This is a genomic window from Vibrio sp. Vb1729 (assembly GCF_033338655.1).
GTDB lineage: Bacteria > Pseudomonadota > Gammaproteobacteria > Enterobacterales > Vibrionaceae > Vibrio > Vibrio alginolyticus.
Map to the genome: position 1 here is coordinate 35,205 of NZ_JAWOTB010000010.1, position 18,967 is coordinate 54,171.

An 18,967-nucleotide genomic window follows, 5' to 3' on the forward strand; every position below is an offset into this window, starting at 1 on the left:
TACACACTTTTTTACGACTATTCACTAATTTTTAAAAAACAAAATAGCACATTAACTCTTTGTAAAATATGAACTTTCATGTGTCATTTTTTTGTCTCGAGCGTCATAAAAACCGCACAAAAAAAGCCAGCAAATTGCTGGCCTTTTGATTAATTGTTAGTCAAACGGTTTTATAAAATGCCGAATTACTGACGCTCAGTTCGCATACCCATCAATAAGCTCACACACATTGCAAGCAGAATGAAGGTAAATGGCAGTGCTGTAGAAATGGCACCAGCCTGAAGAGCTTGAACCGCCTCGGAGCCACCAATCCATAGCAGAGCAACCGCAATTGCACCTTCCATGAATGCCCAGAAGACACGTTGAAGTACAGGTGCATCGACTTTACCACCTGCCGTGATACTGTCGATAACAAGTGAACCAGAGTCAGAAGACGTAATGAAGAACACAAGTACCAGCACAACAGCGATGATAGAAAGCATGCTACCAAATGGAAGAACATCAAACATTTGGAACATAGCAAGTGATACGTCAGTCAAGCCATTTGTGCCCAGCTCACCTACTTTATCAACAACTTGCTCGATCGCCAGGCCACCAAATACAGACATCCAAACAACGGTAACCGCCGTTGGAACCAGCAGAACTGCTGTGATGAACTCGCGAACGGTACGGCCACGAGAAACACGCGCGATGAACATGCCTACGAATGGCGACCATGAAATCCACCAAGCCCAGTAGAACACTGTCCAGCCTTGGAACCAAGCTTCGTCCGTACGACCAAACGGGTTACTTAGTGGGATGATATTCTCTACATACGCCATAAGTGTGGTTGGAATCGAACCTAGGCTCGCCGCCCAACCGATAAGACCAACAAGGAGAAGTAGCAAGAACGCCACAACCATGTTGATGTTACTAATGACTTTAACACCACCATCGATGCCGCGTACGACTGAAACAACAGCAAGTAAAGTCACCACGGTAATAACGACGATTTGCAGACCTAGGCCTGGCTCAACACCAAATACGTGATGAATACCACTTGCTGCTTGCTGCGCACCTAGACCTAGGGATGTAGCAAGACCAAATAAAGTCGCAAGCACAGCCAGAATGTCCACAATGTGGCCAGCCCAACCCCATGCACGATCACCCAGAAGTGGGTAGAAGATCGAACGCATAGATAGCGGTAAACCTTTGTTGTAGGCAAAGAATGCTAAAGAAAGTGCTACAACACCGTAAATTGCCCATGGGTGAAGGCCCCAGTGGAACATCGTTGCACCCAGTGCCAATCTCGCGGCTTCTGGTGTATTTGCCTCAACACCAAGTGGTGTTTCATACCAACCGGTGAAGTAAGCGACAGGTTCTGCAACACTCCAGAACATTAAACCGATACCCATACCAGCTGCAAATAGCATTGCAAGCCATGACATAAACGAGTAATCGGCAACAGCGTCTTTACCACCTAGTCGGATCTTACCCATTGGTGAGACGATAAGCGCCAAACAGAAAATAACGAAAATGTTACCTGCAATAATGAACAACCAATCGAATGAACCAATAATTTTCCACTTCAGCCCATCAAGTGCCGTCTTTGCGGTATGTGCATCTAGAACTAATGCAGCGACAAGAAACAGCGCAATTAAACCTGCACTAATACCAAAAACTGGGTTATGAACATCAAAACCCCATTTTTGAACGTTGTCCTGACCTACCGTATAGTCGGTACTATCGATACTGTACTTATCTATACCCTTTGTCATCGTTCCTCTCTATTTTTGTAGTGTTTTTACGTACCAAACAAAAAAATCTTTCGAACACGATACGTTTTGCATTCCGTGAAGGCGCAAGATCCTATCATTTGACACGTTTTTGTCTATCTTTTTGCTATTAAAAAATCCAATAACTTACTTTTCACTGTGTGGTTACGGCCTTTGATAGAACAAATCACTACTACAATAGTTAGACCACAAACATTTATTGCTATAATAATTTTAGCTCTTCTTATTTTGTCGAAAAGGCGCGACAAAATGGTATTGAGGACACGGCGTAAAATTGTAGAGGTAATTTTTGATTTCCCCCCTTTAAATAAGGGCGCATTTAAGTTAGTGTCGCCTCGATAAATGTTCCCTACAGACTGGATGAATAAATTGGAAAAGTACGAAGAAGTATTGGTCTCGATTCGTCAGATCATCCGCGCTATTGATTTACATTCTAAAAAGCTGAGCAAAGAGTCTGGATTGACTGCTCCACAGTTGATTTTGATGCGCGCTATCAATGACTTAGATAACGTGACGATTAAACAGTTGTCTAGCCACACTAACATGAGCCAAGCGACCGCAACGACCATTCTAGATAGACTAGAACGAGGCCAGTTTGTTGAGCGTCAGCGCAGTGTTCAAGACAAGCGTAAAGTGCATGCTGTACTTACGAGCAAGGGCCAAGAAGCCTTAAAACAAGCACCAACGCCGCTGCAAGAGCACTTCATTAATCGATTCCAAAAATTGGAAGAATGGGAGCAATCCCTTCTACTATCTTCCGTTCAACGCATCTCGACGATGATGAATGCAGAGGACATCGATGTTGCTCCAATGCTAGAGCTTGGTAGCATTACCAAAGCCGATTAGTTTCGCTCCCACGTGCTCGCTTTTTGCGGGCACTACTCTCCTACTCAGTCAACCCAGTTTCAAACGCATATTTTGCTAACTCTGCCGTCGAATGTAAGTCCAACTTGTGCTTAATGTTATGGCGATGCGTCTCTACCGTTCGATAACTAATATTGAGTAAAGTGGCGATTTTCTTGCTGCTGTTTCCTTGAGCAACTAATTTAAGTACCGCTTCTTCCCTGCGGCTGAGAGGATTCGTTTTTTGCGTGGCAGGCACCACTTCTTGGGTAAAGAGTGTTTGTGTGACGGATTCACAGAAATACGTCGAGCCTTGGTTCACCGTTTTTATTGCTTGCACCATTTTCTCGGCCGAGATTTCCTTGAGCATATATCCTACGGCACCAGCTTGCATGACCTTCATGATGTACTCGCGATTATCGTGCATGGTCAACATAAGTATTTTGCTCTCTGGGCGAGCTTCTTTAATCACACCAGTCGCTTCAATACCGTTCATTATTGGCATGCTGATATCCATCAATATGACGTCCGGTTGCAAGTGCTTTGCGACCTCTATCGCTTCCAAACCATTACTTGCTGTACCCACCACTTCGATGTCAGGCTCTAACTCCAAACGAGCCATGAAGCCATCCAATACCACTTGATGATCATCGACAATCACTACACTAATCGGTTTATCCATAAACTATTTCATCCAAATTAAGCAGCACGGTAATCTCTGTTCCCAAGCCAAGCTCACTCATTAGCTCAAATTCACCACCGATGAACTCTACACGCTCTTGCATGTTCCTTAACCCAATCCCTTGTTGGTGCACTGCATGGTTAACCACAAATCCAAGCCCATCGTCACGTATGAGTAATTGCAGCATATTGCCCATTTTTTGCAAAGTAACCGTTACTTTTTTCGCTCGCGCATGTTTTTCAATGTTATTCAAAGACTCCTGAGCGACGCGATATAGTGTCGTTGCGACTTCCGAAGTCAGTTTATGCTGCTGAGTATCGAAATTGCTCTCGATATCAATCCCGGAATGGGAATGAAAGTCCTGTAGCAAGGTCGTCAGTGCTGCTTCTAAACCGATATCATCGAGGGCGCTTGGACGGAGCTGATGAGAAATATGCCGCACCTCGTTTATCGCGGTAACGAGCGATCGTTGTGATTTATCTAAGTGGGATTTGAGTTTTTCGTCTTCCAGTCTATGACTCATTAAGTCTAAATGACATTTACTGGAGACTAACAACTGATTGATTCCATCGTGCAGTTCTCGCGCTAAATGCTTTTTCTCATCTTCTTGGAACATCACGGTTTTATGTGCCAGTTCTTTCAGGTTCTTATCAGCGAGGCGATGCTCGTGCAGATTGATCGCCAAAGTGAGAACAATGATTACAGCAACGGTCACCGCTAAGATCACGACGACTGAGAAAAATGTCGTTTCGATATTTTTGTTCACCGCCGCGCGCATATTGGCGACTTCTCGGCTTACATCCTCAATATACAGCCCAGTCCCTATCATCCATTCCCACTTATCGAGCCATGCAGCGTAACTAAGCTTAGGGACAACTTCACCCGTAGATGGCTTTTGCCACAGGTACTGATGAAATCCACCACCAGATTGCGCTTGATACAATAAAGCTTCGATTAAGCGATCGCCATTTTCGTCTTCAAGATAGAGTAAGTTTTCCCCGACAAGCTCCGGAAGAACTGGGTGTACAAGGTTGGTACCATATTTATCATAAGCAAAAAAATAGCCGTCCGACCCATAACTCAAACGATTTAAAATCGCTTTCACACGCGTTTTGGCAGCACTCTCTTCTAAAGTCGGATCGTTGTAGATGTAAGAAATGGAGTCAAAAGCGACGTCGACCGTATCTTTCAGCGCCGCTTCTTTTGATTGGATCAGGTTTTGATGAAAGATCTCCACCTCCCTTTTGCCAAGGGTCTTAGTTTGATAGATAGAGATCCAGCTGATACTCGCTGACACCAATACCACGGGTATCAGTGTCAGCAGAATTAACTTTGCTTTGAGAGGCATCCCTTCCCTCCATGAAACGCTGCCTTTACAGCTTACTATCTTAGCAGTACAAACGAATCGATTGTGTCTGCATAGACATAATTAACAGCTTAACAACTTGTCTCAAAAGGTAAAAACTCTCAGTTCACAAAATCTCTTTATTATCGAGTGATTAACTCATACCGTAAAAACCTGGGAAAAACAGCAAAGACGCCAACACAACAATCTGAATCGCGATGAATGGCATCACACCTTTGTAGATATCTCGCGTAGTAACCCCTGCTGGAGCGACACCTTTTAGATAGAACAAACTAAAGCCAAATGGCGGTGTGAGGAACGACGTCTGCAAGTTCATCGCAATAAGAATCGCAAACCACGTCATATTAATGCCCATCAATTCAGCGACTGGCGCAATAATTGGCACGATGATAAAACAGATTTCAACGAAGTCGATAAAGAAACCTAAAATCAGAATCACCACCATGGTAATAATAAGGAATCCCCACTTTTCACCCGGCAGTTCTAACATCCACTCTTCAACTAAATAATCACCACCAGTGTAGGTAAATGCCATTGAAAAGGCGGTCGCACCAAGTAAGATCGCAAAGACCATTGCGGTTACTTTAACTGTCTCTTTTGATGCATCATAAATCATCGACCAACTAAACTGTTTATACAATAGTGATAAAATTATCGCACCTGCACCGCCCAGTGCCGCTGACTCTGTTGGTGTTGCAATCCCTGCAAAGATGGAGCCCAATACCACGATGATCAATGCTAAAGGTGGCAATACAGCTTTCAGTGCGGTGAGCACTTCTTGTTTACGACTGATCGACTCATCGCGCTCTATCGCCTGTGCGGCTTGAGGGTTCAACTTCGCGTAGATGAGAATATAGATCACATAGGCGCCAACAAGTGTAATACCGGGCCAGATCGCAGCTTGAAATAGGTCCCCTACCGGTACGCCAAGTACATCACCCAACAAGATCAACACGATAGAAGGTGGGATAATTTGGCCCAACGTGCCAGACGCACAAATAGTCCCACACGCTAAACCTTTGTCGTAATTGTACTTGAGCATCACAGGAAGAGATATTAAGCCCATCGCAACAACTGATGCGCCTACCACACCCGTTGAAGCCGCAAGCAATGCGCCAACTAACACGGTAGAAATAGCGATACCACCGCGAACGCCACCGAACAAACGCCCCATTGATTCTAGTAGCTGTTCAGCAAGCTTCGTTTTCTGTAGCACTAGCCCCATAAAAACGAACAGCGGTACGGCCATTAGCACCGTATTTTCCATAATGGACTGAATTCGATATGGCATAAAAGCAAACATCTCGATGCCTTCAGCCCAAACACCAAAAATCAGCGCGATACCACCAAAAGTAAAGGCAACGGGAAATCCCAATAGAAGCGCAAAGAGCGCAACAAAAAACATCACTATACCGATCATAATGACTTCCTTTTACGACTTACCGTTATTACCGGCATAGATGAGATGAGGGTTGACAATTTTGTTGATTGAATGAAGTAACAATCCAATACCACTCACCGCCATAAAGAAAAATGACAGCGGAATCATCGCTTTGATAATCCAACGATATGGTAAGCCACCTGGGTCACCAGACGTCTCGCCTAACGCGTAACTTTCCTTGGCGAAATCAATACCAAACCAAGCTACCAGTAGGCAAAAAGGGAATAAGAAAAATAGTGTGCCTATGATGTCGATGATGGATTGTGCTTTGTAAGATAAGCGTTCATAAAAAATGTCGACGCGAACATGGCCACCGGACTTAATTGCGTAAGGCACACCAAGCAAGAACACGGCAGAGAATAGATGCCATTCCATTTCTTGGAATGCGATAGACACATCATTAAACACGTAACGCATGACAACGTCGTACACAACGTTTGCTAACAACAAAATAAACAGGATGCTGGATAACCATCCGAGAAAATCGCTAAAGCGGTTAAATAATCGCTCAATATAAATAAGACTTCTCATTCCGAACTCCGTGGAACGTTTAGATGCGCTCCGCTATAGTGCGGAGCATTCATTATGAAGTTTTCTTGGGCTTCGATAGCAGGCTAAACCTCTTGGCATCGCCTGCTTCATAAAGTTATTGTTGAGCTTGACTGTTTAAGTACGCTCGGTGCGAAATATCTGACCATGGTCGAACTTGATTCATATAGTTCGCTTGTGACTCTTGAATCTCTTTCGCCAAAGCATCTTTTTCTGCATGTTCTTTCAACAAACGATCGTTTGCTTCTCGCAACGCAGCTACGACTTCAGGTGGGAAATCTTTTACTTCAACATTTGGGTATTCAGACTTAATAGATGCCCAGTTTTTGCCGCTTTCGTGTTTCGATTGCGTGTACATATCGTAAGCGGCCGTTTTCATGGCTACTTGCAAAATCGCTTTTAGATCATCAGGTAGACGGTTCCAGGTGCGCTTGTTAACGAGGAACTGAAGCTCAGTCGCTGGCTCATGCCAACCTGTGTAGTAGTAAGGCGCGATTTTGTGGAAGCCCATACGTAGATCCAGCGATGGACCAACCCATTCCAAGGCATCAATTGTGCGACGCTCTAGAGAAGTATATAGCTCACCAGGGGCGATATTCGTTGGCTTGGCACCTAACTCAGCCAAAATCTCACCAGCAAACCCTGGGATACGCATTTTCAAACCCTGTAAGTCCTTGACGGACTTGATCTCTTTTTGGAACCACCCGCCCATCTGAGTATCGGTATTACCGCCAGGGAAAGACATCAAGTTATGTGGAGAGTACACTTTTTCCATCAGCTCCATACCACCGCCGTAGTAAAACCATGCATACTGCTCAGTTGGCAACATACCGAAGGGCATAGAAGTGAAGTAAAGTGTGTTTGGAACCTTACCCTTCCAGTAATAAGACGCTGAGTGGCCCATGTCATACTGACCCGACTTAACCATATCAAACACCCCAAAAGGCGCTTTATGCTTGTTTGCGGAATCAATGCGGATTTGCAAACGTCCGTTGGACATCTCTTCCGCCATTTTGGCCATGTTTTTTGTGGTATCACCAAAAATTGGGAAATTAGGCCCCCAAGTTTCAGCAAGCTTTAAACGATAGACTTTTTCAGCAGCGTTTACAGAAGTCGCTGCGAGTGCCATCGCGGCAGCGACAGCGGTTGTTTTGAGCACTCGTTTTAAAGATTTTTGGATTAGACTCATCGTTCACGTCCTTTATCACCAAGGTTATTGTTGTCATCCATTTCATTAGGATTGGCTGTATTCGGTATAAAAGATGTAACAATGTTGTCTAATGCGAAATGGGCATGAACACGGAAGCGAGTAATTCATCAATAAGGCATTAGCCTAAGGTATTACGTATAAGTACGTAGGATAATCGTCATGACAAAAGACTGTTAATAGCAAAATCAATAAATTATATTTTTATCTATGAATAAAAATAAAAAACAATACGTACGTATTTTTCTGCCAAAAAATTTACATAGTATTTAAGAAAATGTGACAAACCACTTATTGGCAGTGTTAAAGTCAGTACTTAATACATTATTTCCAATGCCAAGATAAAAAAATACCTCGGCATCGGCCGAGGTATTCAATCCAGAACGGTAGCGGTAATTAAACTGCTTTGTAGATAACTTTGTTACCTGCTAACTGCTCTTTTTGAACTAGGTTTTCTTCAAGAAGCTTCTTTAGTGCGCCAGTAGCCCATGATGCCGCTTTAGTATCTTCTTGACCTGCAGCTAGACCGATGCCTTTAGGGTTAATACCTTCAGCATTCGCCATAACGATGTCTAATACTTGTTGTTGCTTAGGAGTAAGGGCAACATCAACTGTTTTCACTGCAGCTACTTTTTTATCAGCTACTACTTTCTCCGCAACAGCTTTTTCAGCAACAGAAGGTGCTACTGCTTTTTCCGCAACAGGCTTCACTGCTTTAGGTGCTGCAGCTAAGTTTGCTACTGTCGCTTTAATGCGTTTTTGCAGTTTCATCTGCACTTTACGCTTATGAGCAAGTCTCATTGAATATTTCTCCAGTTCACTGCATCTCAGCAGGGATGAAAATTTGAAGCGCGTTTTATACCAAAATTCACAAGCAATTTGTAGGTTTTAGCGGCGAAACGCGATGAAAAATGCGCTCAAAGCATAGAACGTCTACTATTTAATCAGATATTTTATGAACGGATTTATTGAATACTGGGTATAAAAACAGAGGTTTGTTTTATTTTAAATGCAAATCAATGCACATAAAGCTACCCACTTATTTTTGGACAAGTATTCGATGAGGTTATAAGCATGGAAACGCTGCACCTAACAAATTCACATTTCAAACCCGACTCCCCTATCAACAGAATACTTTTGTTGCTCGTTGCACTCATCACTTTGTTTTTGGTTGCCATTTCTCCGGGATGGAAGCAAGCCATGTTGTCGGTCATTTTGATGTCTGCAATCGTTGGTTTCGCCATCTTGATGATTAAGAAAAGCCAAGTCACTTTTACGCTGACAGCTTCTCACTTTCAGCAACACCTTTTTAAAGGAGGTTGGGTCGTCCGATGGCGAAATATTGAGTCAATCGGTATTTGTAGCTACCAACAGGAAGGGTGGCACCAACCGCTACCTTGGATCGGTATTCGTCTAAAACACTACTCACCCTACTTAAATTCAATCTGCCCTCGTATAGCGACAGAAATTCTCCTCAGCCAGCGAGCACTGCTTTACTTAGGCGCGAAACAAAATCAGTGTGAAGATAAGTTTGAGGATATGGTGCTTGACCCTAAACCGTATATAAACAGAGATGGGATTGAGTACAAAGGTTTGTTAGCGATGCTCGCCAACCGGATGAAGTATCAGAGAGGCTTTTATGGCTACGATCTATTTATATCAGCAAGTGATCTAGATCGTGAGGCTGAGGATTTTGTGGGACTGACTCGGCGATACTTAGCTGCCGCCGAGCCAGAATAATGCTTAGTACACGCACTTTTAGTAAAGCGGCATCTCGTCAGCAACGAACGGGTTAGTTTTACGCTCATGACCGAAAGTCGATTGAGGGCCGTGACCAGGGACAAACGTGACATCATTGCCTAAAGGCCACAATTTCTCTTTGATAGAGCTAATCAACGTATTGAAATCGCCTTGTGGGAAGTCAGTTCGACCAATGCTACCGTTAAACAAAACGTCACCCACAAACGCTAAACGCGCTTCTTCACTGTAAAGCACAACGTGACCAGGTGTATGACCAGGTGTGTGGAATACGTTCAGCACTTGATTACCAAAAGTGACAGTGTCACCCTCATTTAGCCATTGGTGCGGTTCAAACGCTTCTGTCAGTGGGAAACCAAACATTTGGCTCTGACCTTCCAAACCTTGCAACCAGAAGTTGTCTGCCTTGTGAGGGCCAACAATCTCTGTACCGCCAAGCAGTGCAGACAGCGGCTCCGTGCCACCTACGTGGTCCAAGTGACCGTGTGTTAGCACTAGGTTTACCACGTCAACACCCAGCTCTTTGATAAGCATAGCGAGCTGCTTTTCATCGCCGCCTGGGTCAACCACAATACCTTTCATGGTTTCGTCACACCAGACAATAGAACAGTTTTGAGAGAAAGATGTTACTGGAACAACTTGGTATTTCAGAGCCATAGATAACCTATACCGAATAAATTTGCGTGAAAACTGCCGCAACTATGACACTAAGGCCTAGCGACTTCAAGCTTTGAACTGTGGGTAATCGACGACGTTCTGAGACTAGAAACCTTGTCTCAACTAGCACTACCAGGAACGAACAGCTCCCGTATCGATATGAACAAAGTTACTACCTGGATAATAACCCACGCCACCGGCTTTTAGGCTTAATGCAGCATCACGAACCGTTGAAAGCTTCACGCCGTCTAAACGAAAATCAATGGCCTTCCCTTCCATGTGCATGCTCTTTTTCGCTACACGAGAAGATCCGTTGCGCAGCGAGGCGTTAGTGGCAGGAGAACGGTAACCTGAAATGACGATCACCTCTGCTTCTGTACCAATTAACTTTTGAATTTGACTTATTTGATCGAACAAGCGTCTATCCATGGGATGAACCTCATTTCGTCGATGGTCTCGACAAAACTCATTCAGCCTTTGCAGTTCATCATTAATGTATCGTTTTCCATCGAAATAGCATGTTTCGAGGATCTCTCCAGTATTAAGGTTGTTCATCGCCAGCGCACGTGGCTCGTCAGGGAGTGAAGCCCAAGAAAATGATGGCAGGGCAGACGCCAACACCACACCACCAGCGGTCATTTTAAGGAAATCTCGGCGGGAAAAGTTACGACTTACCATTTCAAAATACAGTGCTCAACAACTAGACAAGTCGTGGACATTAACCAAACACATTTGTCACGTCAAATGCATAAAACGCTCCATCTTGATTTTCAGATGCAGCAATTATTGCTTAATTATTGAACGAAAAGAGAATTCTTCGTTTTGTAAATTTTCCTTAAAGATTTCAACTGCGGTGATCGTACTTATAGATATCATCACGGTAGTAAAGCGTTCCCTCTTCCAACCATGCTGTTTGATAAATGATGTGTACTTGAATGCGCTCTCCCAAAGGAACTGACGTGTTAGACCGACGAGAACTTTCTCGCTTTTTCGCTAAACGTTCTTCCAACCCCTGAGTTTTGAACAGAAGTTCTGCTAACTGGTCTGCATGTTCTACACGAACACATCCTGAGCTGAATGCGCGTCTGTCCTGTTCAAACAAGTTCTTACTTGGCGTGTCATGCAAATAAATAGCTTGTGGGTTAGGCATATTGAACTTGTACAATCCCAGTGCATTTTGTAAGCCCGACGCCTGTCGCATACGATAAGGAAATGTTCTCGGATTCACCGTTGCCCAATTGATGGTTGTAGGGTCAATAATTTCGTTCGAAGTCCAAGACCGAATAATCTGAATGTTATGGTTAATCAAATACATCGGATTACGTTTTACTTTAGGAATAATGTCTTTAACCATGATAGTCCAAGGCACGTTCCAAGTTGGGTTGAGAATAACTGAATCCAGTGCTACCGACATGATGGGCGTTTTTCTTGATGCTCTCCCTACCACAACTTTAGACTCAAACAAGGGTTGACCATCATGCCAATACGTGACTTCGTATCCAGGCACGTTAACAAAGACAACATTATCCCTTTCTTTCGACCAAATTCTTGAACGCTCAGAATTCAACGCCAGCAGATGCAATCGCTCTTGAGGAGAAAAGTTGATCCATCGAATGGTATTCGGGCCGATAACGCCATCTTCTTTCAAACCATGAATACGCTGGAACTCTTTTATCGCAAGCTCTAATTGTTCGTCATATTCTTCAGTGACTAAATCCAAGTAAGAAACATCTACGCCTACGATCTCCATTCGCTCAATCAATAGGGGTCTGTTTTCTAATATATCGCCAACACGTGCTAGCCCAGTTTGTTGATAGGCAGGATATTGGTACTGAGAATGTTCCGATAGCGAAGAATAGGCGGAGTAGAAAGCATTATCTGTTTGTAATGGAGACCGGAGACTTGCCAAAAACTGACCAAGTTTGCCAACCGTAATCTCATTACTCAGAACCGATAAAGTATCGATGCTAGGAGCGGGTAACGTAACATGGGCTTTGTCTGTAAATAGCCAATTAATCCCTTCTTCGGGGAGTTGCTCAAGATAACTAAGGTACATCAAGAGTGAATCTGTCATCACTAAATCGAAGTCGAGATTATCTCCCTGCCACCTTACTTGGTTTATCCGGTGAAGTTGATTTTCGAATTCATCGGTGACATCCGCAAGTGCAACCAGGTTTACTTGAAAAAGAAACTGCTCAATATCACTTTCATTTTCCCAGTTCAAACGGTAATTGGTGCTTTGATACAGTTGATCAATCACCTCTGGATAATGGATCATTTTTTCTACAGACAGCTTTTGTACCGCTCCCTCTTGCTCGACTTGCGCTGAAGCTTCGAGAGAAACGACGGTGGAAAAGCTGCAAAACGGCACTAGAAGTGCCGTCATGATTAAAACCCTAGCAAACACTGAAATGATCCTTGCGCTACTTGCCATAATAAAAAGTATGGCAAATATCTCACAGCTTGCAGGTTTAAAATTAAGAATCTGATGCCGAAAACGACAACAAAACTCTCTATAAGTAATTACTCAATGATCTTTCTAGATAATTCTCGACCAATGGTTGTCCCATTGCACTCCGCTTGCGAAGGTACTTTTTGACTCCTCAGGTCTTTGCTCTACCACTTTTCCCGCCCCAGAACTGACTCGGAACTCATCGCCATAGACCACAACACCAGAGGCATCTGGTAACGCACTTAGCTCGACCAATTTGCCCGTAGATTTAGACCATATACCATAACAACTGCCCGGAGGCGAAGTGGCTAAGATCCATTCATCGGTTGCTGCAATACTCGCAACGTAGTGATTGAAACGCGCCCACTCTTCAGGATCAGCTTGTAGATCCTGCATCTCACCACCACGCGTGTGCATGGCGATCAAGGCTGGATACTCGTCCGGCTCACCACGATATTGTTGCCCACAAAGCACGGTTTCCGCACCATCATGAGCTAAATGGCGAATACTCAACTTATGATCCGGTAAAGACACTTGATCCAATAGCTCCCCTTCTTGTGAAAGGTAACTCAGACTCGGTCTCATGCTATCAAGATTGAGAGGTTCACGGCCATTAGTGTGTACGCCACCAACGCCAATCGCCAATGCGCCATCAGGCATCATGATCACTTCATGAGGGCCAAGGCCAAAGCCTGTTAACTCATCGATCTTTTGATATTGCTTCTGTACATCATAAACACCAATGATCCCGCGGCTTGTCCCCCTCTCCCCTTCTGTGGCAAATAGCAACGTGCCGTCATGGGAGTAAACACCATGTCCGTAAAAATGGCGATTTGGCGTTGCTAGTTGCAGTTTGATCATCTGCTCTGAGCGATAATCAAACACCATGAAGAAAGTACCAGGTCGACGACCAAAAACTACGGCGTGGCCTTGTTGGTTGGTTGCCACACCGTGACCACGCTCAGGAATCGGCAATGAAGATAGCGGCATACCATGCTCATCCGCCACCACCGCTGCATATTTATCTCGGCCAATGATAGAGCAGCCGATCAACGCAGGCTCACGTGAGCTTGTTGAAGAACAACCAAATGGCATCATAGGTGTAGCCGCCCCGAATAGAGCGGCTTTCAGCAAAGTTCGGCGGGTTTGATCAGTCACCATCGGTTGCATTAAATCCTATAACTACGCCAAGCTCGATTGCCACTTCTTCGTGAATCAGGTACTTCAATTGCTCTAGCTTATTGTATTGAGCAAGCACCATGCGATAGCCTTCTTTTGTTTGTAGTGCAGCAAACAAGCTCTTATCTTCTGGCCAAGTTTCTAACGCCATTTCAAACTGATGAACAACACGGTCTGCGAGATCTGCATGGCCTTGCTCTCTTAGTAGCGCATCTAGACCATTTCCGTTCGCAAAGTACAACGCTTCCATCCCTTGAAGGTTGGCTTTTAAGTTTGAAAGTGAGGTCTCTGAACGCCACGATTCTGAAAAATACGGGCGAGGCTTACCAATCTTCGCTAGCGGTCGGCTCAACTTCTTCATGCTGTACTCAAGCTGATTCGAGAGCAGTGAAATGTACTCAGATTCCCATTCCGTCATCTCTAGCGCTTTCCAAGGGTTCTCTGCCCAAGAATCCGCGATGATCTGCGCTTTGTTATCGAGGTTTTCTGCAATCGCTACGCCTGTCACACAGGTATTGCTATTGCTAGATAAGGTCGACGCTTTATCGTAAAGCAGCCATTCCAATGCACCTAAACCTTGCACGGTGACACTTTGGGTGGAGATACCTTCTGCACTCCAAGCTTGATCAGATTTCGTCAGTACAGACATTTTACGACCAGTGGTGTTCTTTTTATCTGGCCAAAACTGAACATTCCAGCTTTGCTCCAACGCCGTAGCAGGGCCACGTTCTTGACCTTGTAATGCCATCCACGCAAGCATCGTTTGATGCCATTGCTGTTTTACTTGTGCATCATCTTTCGACTCTGATGCGCAGTAATCCGCGAAGCGCTGTTCAAGTTCTGTGGTTTGCGCTAAAAACGTCTGAGCTGATTGAAACTCAACCTCGTACACGCTTTGAGAAATATGACTTGTACTCTCAGGCTTGGCTGAGCTCGAACCGATGGTCGATTGGCAACCAACCAAACTTAACGTTGCGGCAATCGCACTCACTAACAGTGTTTTTTTCATGGTTGCTTCCTTATAGAGAGTTCAGAAACGCAATGAGAGCATCACGTTCTTTTTTGTTCAGAGCTAAAACATTTTGTTTCGCCGTTTCAGCTTCGCCGCCGTGCCACAACACCGCTTCCATCAGGTTACGAGCGCGGCCATCATGTAGAAAGTACGTGTGTCCGTTTACTTCTTCGGTATAACCAATACCCCACAACGGTGCCGTTCGCCATTCACGGCCGTTTGCTAAGTATTCCGGACGGTTATCGGCTAAGCCTTCACCCATGTCGTGCAGAAGCATGTCGGTGTATGGATGGATAAGCTGCTCAGAAAGCGCTGGTAACTCTGGTCGCTTCGCCGTTTTAACACTGGTTTTATGGCAGCTTTCACAACCAGACGCAGCAAAGATTTGCTGACCAAGTTTCACGCTAGGCTCATTGATGTTACGGCGAATAGGTACGGCTAAGTGTTGGCTGTAAAACTCTACGAAGTCGAGAATATTTTCACTCACTTCAGGTTTGCCGCCATTTGGCATGTCGTCACAAATGCTTTGTTTCGAGGTACAGTTTTCATTTGGGAATAAATGGCTCGTAAGACCCACATCACCATTAAATGCTGCTGCATTTTGCTGCATTAGCGTCGGTTGTCCTGCTTTCCAGCCAAAACGACCAATCGAGAAGTCGTCCTTTTCAATATCCCACACCTTATTGACTTTGCCTGAGATACCGTCTTTGTCGGCATCTTGTTCATCAGCCCAAGCAAGTAGCGTTTCGTCGGGAATACTCTCCAACAAACCAAGGCCGATCATTGGTGGTGCCACGCGTGCTGAGAACTCGGTATCTGGGTGCATATCGCCGTAACCCAGATCGGTAATGTTCAAATGAGGTTTTCTTAGCGTCACCGTCGTACCGTCTTTAAATTTCACTGGGACATCGGTGTAAGTGATTTCGATTTTGCCTTCTGGCGTTTGATCTTGCAGAGCGAAATCTTGAAGCTGGCCACCATAAGTCGGCTCAGGTATGCCGCCATCTTTGATGTAAGCTTTCTTTTGTTCTGGCGTCATCGCAGGAATGCTTAAGCGCACTAACATAGACACGGCATGTAAATCATCTTTCTCTGGCGGATGACCACGACCGTCTTTGATGTGACAATTCTGACAACCATTGGTGTTAAAAAGCGGGCCTAAGCCATCACGAGCGTCCGTTGACGCTGGCGCTTGTACCCAAGGGTTACGGAAAAAGCTGTTACCTACGCTAAAGTCGAGGCGTTTGCTCATTGGCAAGTTAGCAGCAGGAAGAGAATAGGCATTCGCGCCGTCTTTTTTAACACTGGTTTTGCCACCGGACTTAACATCGTAAGCCATGGCAGAAGAAGAAAGGATCGCTGCTAGCGCAGAAATTAGGTATGGTTTCATATCATTGCTCTACATAGACAACAAGGGTGATAACAACGAGCTCAAACGGCAAAAGGGCTCACAAAGAGCCCTTATTTATTATGGTTTTCTTATTAAAACTCGTGGTCAGCAGTATCAGGGCTTAGGCTATCGATGCCGACAATGCTTGCCGCGCGCTCAATCGCACCGGTTTGTGCTACCAACGACATGATGGTGTCGTTTACTAGCGCGTTGCCCTGTGCGTTACCCGCTGCAATAAGTTGGTCAAAGTGCTGGTTGTTCTTCTCTGCAGAAGTCACTAGCTCACCAACTTGGCTAAGTGTTGTATCAAACTGTTTTTGAATTTCGCTCGCCGCTTTCTTATCTTTTTGAGCAACAAGATCAGCAATACTTGGACCAGATAACTCTTTGCCGTTTACACCTTTGTATGTACCTGTGTAAACGTTGTAGATGCCTTGCTCATTGTAGTAGTGAGAATTATGCGTGTTGTCTGAGAAACAATCGTGCTCGTCTTCAGTTGAGTTCGCTTCTAGTGCCACCTTCATGCGCTCACCCGCTAGCTCACCTAGAGAAAGAGAACCCATGCCGAATAGCATCTTACGAAGACCATTATCAGCAGATTCGTTTAGTAGCTCTTCACGGTAGTTACCTTTCACTTCAGCAGACCACTGCTTTTCCATCCACTCAAGGTCTTGAACCAGTAGATCAGCGGCTGCTTTTAGGTACTCACCACGACGGTCACAATGACCATTCGTACACTCAGAACCGACAACGAAATCAGTGTAAGCACGTTGACCTGCACCCGCGTTAGTGCCGTTTAGGTCTTGACCCCAAAGCAAGAATTCAATCGCGTGGTAACCTGATGCAACGTTTGCCTCAGAACCGCCTACTTCGTTTAAATCTGCTAGTAATTCTGGCGTAATTTTTGAAACGTCCAGTTTAGAAGCGCCAATCTGCAGACTTGTGTTTGCGATGATGTTGGCAGCCGCGCCCTCGTTACCCAATTCGTATTGGTAATCAGCTGCTACGTAATCAATCAGACCTTCATCAAGTGGCCATGCGTTCAGCTGACCTTCCCAATCGTCAACAATCGCGTTACCAAAACGGAAAACTTCAGACTGTTGGTAAGGCACGCGAGAATCTAGCCAAGCTTGTTTTACTTCTTCAAGCTTTTTCGCTGATGGTGATTTTAGAAATTCGTCGATTTTTACGTCAAGCGCCTTCGCTGTTGTTACTGAATCAGCAAACACAGCATGGGCAACGTCCGCGTAATGTTCGACTACTTGTTGTTTAGTTACAGTGGCAGCAACGGTAGAACCACTGGCAATGAGGAGTGATGCAGCAATAGATTGGACTAAAACTTTTTTTGCATTCATCTGAAGCATCCTTGTTGAGCTTTTCAATTATCGTATTGGTAGTGCTAATTATTCTTATTTGCACTTTAGTCTCGAGATAATACAAATTTACAATTTATTTGCAACTCCAGATACAAAAAAACCTCATAAAAATGAGGTTTTTCACAGACTTTATTGTCAGTTTTATCTTTAGGATTAAACCTTTAGGTCATGTTTTCCGTGAGAGACTTTTGCCTTCAGATAATTTTCGTTGCCATCTTTGATATGTGCAGAGGTATTGACAACCTCGCCAATTTCAATTCCGTACTCAGATAACTCACGGATTTTCTTAGGGTTGTTCGTCACAAGGCGGATCTTATTCACGCCTAAAGCTTCTAGCATTTGTGCTGCTTCTGTGAAATCACGCAGGTCATCATCAAAGCCCAAATGGTTGTTAGCTTCGTACGTGTTCATGCCCTGGCTTTGTAAGCGGTATGCATCGATCTTATTGTACAAACCAATACCACGACCTTCCTGACGGAGATACAAGATGATACCACCGGACTCGCCCATGCGATTGATCGTCTCTTCTAGTTGCTCACCACAGTCACAGCGTGAAGAGTGGAACACATCGCCTGTCAAACACTCAGAGTGCATACGAACTAAAGGCATGTCCTGAGTTTGGTCCGCTTGTTTAAAGATAATAGCAACATGCTCTTTGTCTGTCTTCAGACCATGGAAAGACAGAATTTCGGCATCAATGTTACTTTTTGCCCCGACTTTAAAATCTACTCTGGCACGTACTTCCGCCATATCTATACTCACTCGATTTATTGCTTGATGCGCTTGGTGCGTTTTCGTTATTGCATTCATGGGATTTACTCGTTGCTCTTCAACTATGGGGACTGATACCGCATTTTGCAATATAGAGATCACAATTGAGGGCAGTTATCCACTCAAGACAGCAAAAGAGAAACACTCTCCAACTGAACAATTGTTATATTATAACAATTTAAAAAAACTACAATAAAAAACCCCAGACAAATTTTGTCTGGGGTTTCAAGAAGGTCGTTTGGTCTATCTTTTAATGGGTCTGACTGCGCTTCCAAACGGCGAGTTCAATCCAAACTGCTTCGAGTTCTTGGATTTCCTCGTCGGTCAACACGGCGAGCGTTGAAGTAACTTGAGGCAGGTTCGGTGATTGCAATGCACGAATCTGCGAATAGAAGTCTTTTTTAAGTTGTAATATAACTGAATCCACTGCGTGCACCTATTTCGTTCTTTTATTACTTATCCAGCTCAAAATTTTTATTTTCTTTATACTGGAAACTTCATAAATTCGG

Annotated in this window: 18 protein-coding genes; 2 read left to right on the top strand and 16 right to left on the bottom strand. The window is 44.4% G+C overall.

The window, feature by feature from the left end; genetic code table 11:
* Positions 1 to 185 precede the first annotated feature (185 nt).
* A complete protein-coding gene (locus R7E29_RS04655) occupies positions 186 to 1,757 on the bottom strand; it encodes a BCCT family transporter (protein WP_005376879.1) in 1,572 nt (523 codons plus the stop codon).
* A gap of 387 nt (positions 1,758 to 2,144) precedes the next feature.
* Between R7E29_RS04655 and R7E29_RS04660 the strand changes: the two genes are divergently transcribed.
* Complete coding sequence (locus R7E29_RS04660; protein ID WP_005376877.1) at positions 2,145 to 2,621, top strand: MarR family winged helix-turn-helix transcriptional regulator; 477 nt, start codon at positions 2,145 to 2,147, stop codon at positions 2,619 to 2,621.
* Between the two features lie 40 nt (positions 2,622 to 2,661).
* On the opposite strand, the gene R7E29_RS04665 is transcribed toward R7E29_RS04660, so the two are convergent.
* The 6 genes from R7E29_RS04665 to R7E29_RS04690 all read right to left on the bottom strand — a co-directional run bounded on the left by R7E29_RS04665 (position 2,662) and on the right by R7E29_RS04690 (position 8,664).
* Positions 2,662 to 3,300 (bottom strand): response regulator, encoded by a 639-nt coding sequence (locus tag R7E29_RS04665; RefSeq protein ID WP_005376875.1) that lies wholly within the window; start codon positions 3,298 to 3,300, stop codon positions 2,662 to 2,664.
* Positions 3,293 to 4,648 (bottom strand): cache domain-containing protein, encoded by a 1,356-nt coding sequence (locus R7E29_RS04670; RefSeq protein ID WP_054577021.1) that lies wholly within the window; start codon positions 4,646 to 4,648, stop codon positions 3,293 to 3,295. The genes R7E29_RS04665 and R7E29_RS04670 overlap by 8 nt, the downstream gene beginning before the upstream one ends.
* 151 nt (positions 4,649 to 4,799) lie before the next feature.
* Positions 4,800 to 6,086, bottom strand: a complete 1,287-nt coding sequence (locus R7E29_RS04675; RefSeq protein ID WP_005376871.1) for a TRAP transporter large permease subunit — start codon at positions 6,084 to 6,086, stop codon at positions 4,800 to 4,802.
* 12 nt (positions 6,087 to 6,098) lie between these two features.
* The gene (locus R7E29_RS04680; protein WP_005376869.1) at positions 6,099 to 6,638 is read right to left on the bottom strand and encodes a TRAP transporter small permease subunit; all 540 of its coding nucleotides are present in this window, start codon (positions 6,636 to 6,638) and stop codon (positions 6,099 to 6,101) included.
* A 115-nt stretch (positions 6,639 to 6,753) separates the two neighbouring features.
* A complete protein-coding gene (locus R7E29_RS04685; RefSeq protein WP_054577022.1) occupies positions 6,754 to 7,845 on the bottom strand; it encodes a TRAP transporter substrate-binding protein in 1,092 nt (363 codons plus the stop codon).
* Between the two features lie 414 nt (positions 7,846 to 8,259).
* Positions 8,260 to 8,664: a hypothetical protein gene (locus R7E29_RS04690; protein WP_005376863.1), complete on the bottom strand. Its 405-nt coding sequence runs from the start codon at positions 8,662 to 8,664 to the stop codon at positions 8,260 to 8,262.
* Positions 8,665 to 8,937: 273 nt separating this feature from the next.
* Between R7E29_RS04690 and R7E29_RS04695 the strand changes: the two genes are divergently transcribed.
* The gene (locus R7E29_RS04695) at positions 8,938 to 9,603 is read left to right on the top strand and encodes a DUF2982 domain-containing protein (RefSeq protein ID WP_005376857.1); all 666 of its coding nucleotides are present in this window, start codon (positions 8,938 to 8,940) and stop codon (positions 9,601 to 9,603) included.
* 18 nt (positions 9,604 to 9,621) lie between these two features.
* On the opposite strand, the gene R7E29_RS04700 is transcribed toward R7E29_RS04695, so the two are convergent.
* From R7E29_RS04700 to R7E29_RS04740, 9 genes are all read right to left on the bottom strand, one after another.
* Positions 9,622 to 10,278 (bottom strand): MBL fold metallo-hydrolase, encoded by a 657-nt coding sequence (locus tag R7E29_RS04700; protein WP_005376855.1) that lies wholly within the window; start codon positions 10,276 to 10,278, stop codon positions 9,622 to 9,624.
* A 129-nt stretch (positions 10,279 to 10,407) separates the two neighbouring features.
* Positions 10,408 to 10,956 (bottom strand): DUF882 domain-containing protein, encoded by a 549-nt coding sequence (locus R7E29_RS04705; RefSeq protein ID WP_031778936.1) that lies wholly within the window; start codon positions 10,954 to 10,956, stop codon positions 10,408 to 10,410.
* A gap of 166 nt (positions 10,957 to 11,122) precedes the next feature.
* Positions 11,123 to 12,664, bottom strand: coding sequence for a murein L,D-transpeptidase (locus R7E29_RS04710; RefSeq protein WP_213906756.1), 1,542 nt, complete (start codon positions 12,662 to 12,664; stop codon positions 11,123 to 11,125).
* Between the two features lie 153 nt (positions 12,665 to 12,817).
* Positions 12,818 to 13,900: a DUF1513 domain-containing protein gene (locus R7E29_RS04715; protein WP_005376850.1), complete on the bottom strand. Its 1,083-nt coding sequence runs from the start codon at positions 13,898 to 13,900 to the stop codon at positions 12,818 to 12,820.
* Complete coding sequence (locus tag R7E29_RS04720) at positions 13,881 to 14,918, bottom strand: imelysin family protein (protein WP_005376849.1); 1,038 nt, start codon at positions 14,916 to 14,918, stop codon at positions 13,881 to 13,883. Before R7E29_RS04720 ends, R7E29_RS04715 begins: the two co-directional genes overlap by 20 nt.
* 10 nt (positions 14,919 to 14,928) lie before the next feature.
* Complete coding sequence (locus tag R7E29_RS04725) at positions 14,929 to 16,311, bottom strand: di-heme oxidoredictase family protein (protein ID WP_065274667.1); 1,383 nt, start codon at positions 16,309 to 16,311, stop codon at positions 14,929 to 14,931.
* Positions 16,312 to 16,403: 92 nt separating this feature from the next.
* Complete coding sequence (locus R7E29_RS04730; RefSeq protein ID WP_047103250.1) at positions 16,404 to 17,666, bottom strand: imelysin family protein; 1,263 nt, start codon at positions 17,664 to 17,666, stop codon at positions 16,404 to 16,406.
* A gap of 174 nt (positions 17,667 to 17,840) precedes the next feature.
* Positions 17,841 to 18,437, bottom strand: a complete 597-nt coding sequence (locus R7E29_RS04735; protein WP_025767283.1) for a GTP cyclohydrolase II — start codon at positions 18,435 to 18,437, stop codon at positions 17,841 to 17,843.
* A gap of 271 nt (positions 18,438 to 18,708) precedes the next feature.
* Positions 18,709 to 18,885, bottom strand: a complete 177-nt coding sequence (locus R7E29_RS04740; protein WP_020480909.1) for a hypothetical protein — start codon at positions 18,883 to 18,885, stop codon at positions 18,709 to 18,711.
* Positions 18,886 to 18,967 lie beyond the last annotated feature (82 nt).

Bases quoted from the DNA above. Each gene is read 5' to 3' on its own strand.
- R7E29_RS04670 (WP_054577021.1), bottom strand. From the start codon at position 4,648: ATGCCTCTCAAAGCAAAGTTAATTCTGCTGACACTGATACCCGTGGTA.
- R7E29_RS04675 (WP_005376871.1), bottom strand. From the start codon at position 6,086: ATGATCGGTATAGTGATGTTTTTTGTTGCGCTCTTTGCGCTTCTATTG.
- R7E29_RS04690 (WP_005376863.1), bottom strand. From the start codon at position 8,664: ATGAGACTTGCTCATAAGCGTAAAGTGCAGATGAAACTGCAAAAACGC.
- R7E29_RS04710 (WP_213906756.1), bottom strand. From the start codon at position 12,664: ATGACGGCACTTCTAGTGCCGTTTTGCAGCTTTTCCACCGTCGTTTCT.
- R7E29_RS04705 (WP_031778936.1), bottom strand. From the start codon at position 10,956: ATGGTAAGTCGTAACTTTTCCCGCCGAGATTTCCTTAAAATGACCGCT.
- R7E29_RS04685 (WP_054577022.1), bottom strand. From the start codon at position 7,845: ATGAGTCTAATCCAAAAATCTTTAAAACGAGTGCTCAAAACAACCGCT.
- R7E29_RS04665 (WP_005376875.1), bottom strand. From the start codon at position 3,300: ATGGATAAACCGATTAGTGTAGTGATTGTCGATGATCATCAAGTGGTA.
- R7E29_RS04730 (WP_047103250.1), bottom strand. From the start codon at position 17,666: ATGAATGCAAAAAAAGTTTTAGTCCAATCTATTGCTGCATCACTCCTC.
- R7E29_RS04655 (WP_005376879.1), bottom strand. From the start codon at position 1,757: ATGACAAAGGGTATAGATAAGTACAGTATCGATAGTACCGACTATACG.
- R7E29_RS04720 (WP_005376849.1), bottom strand. From the start codon at position 14,918: ATGAAAAAAACACTGTTAGTGAGTGCGATTGCCGCAACGTTAAGTTTG.
- R7E29_RS04680 (WP_005376869.1), bottom strand. From the start codon at position 6,638: ATGAGAAGTCTTATTTATATTGAGCGATTATTTAACCGCTTTAGCGAT.
- R7E29_RS04715 (WP_005376850.1), bottom strand. From the start codon at position 13,900: ATGCAACCGATGGTGACTGATCAAACCCGCCGAACTTTGCTGAAAGCC.
- R7E29_RS04725 (WP_065274667.1), bottom strand. From the start codon at position 16,311: ATGAAACCATACCTAATTTCTGCGCTAGCAGCGATCCTTTCTTCTTCT.
- R7E29_RS04700 (WP_005376855.1), bottom strand. From the start codon at position 10,278: ATGGCTCTGAAATACCAAGTTGTTCCAGTAACATCTTTCTCTCAAAAC.
- R7E29_RS04735 (WP_025767283.1), bottom strand. From the start codon at position 18,437: ATGGCGGAAGTACGTGCCAGAGTAGATTTTAAAGTCGGGGCAAAAAGT.
- R7E29_RS04695 (WP_005376857.1), top strand. From the start codon at position 8,938: ATGGAAACGCTGCACCTAACAAATTCACATTTCAAACCCGACTCCCCT.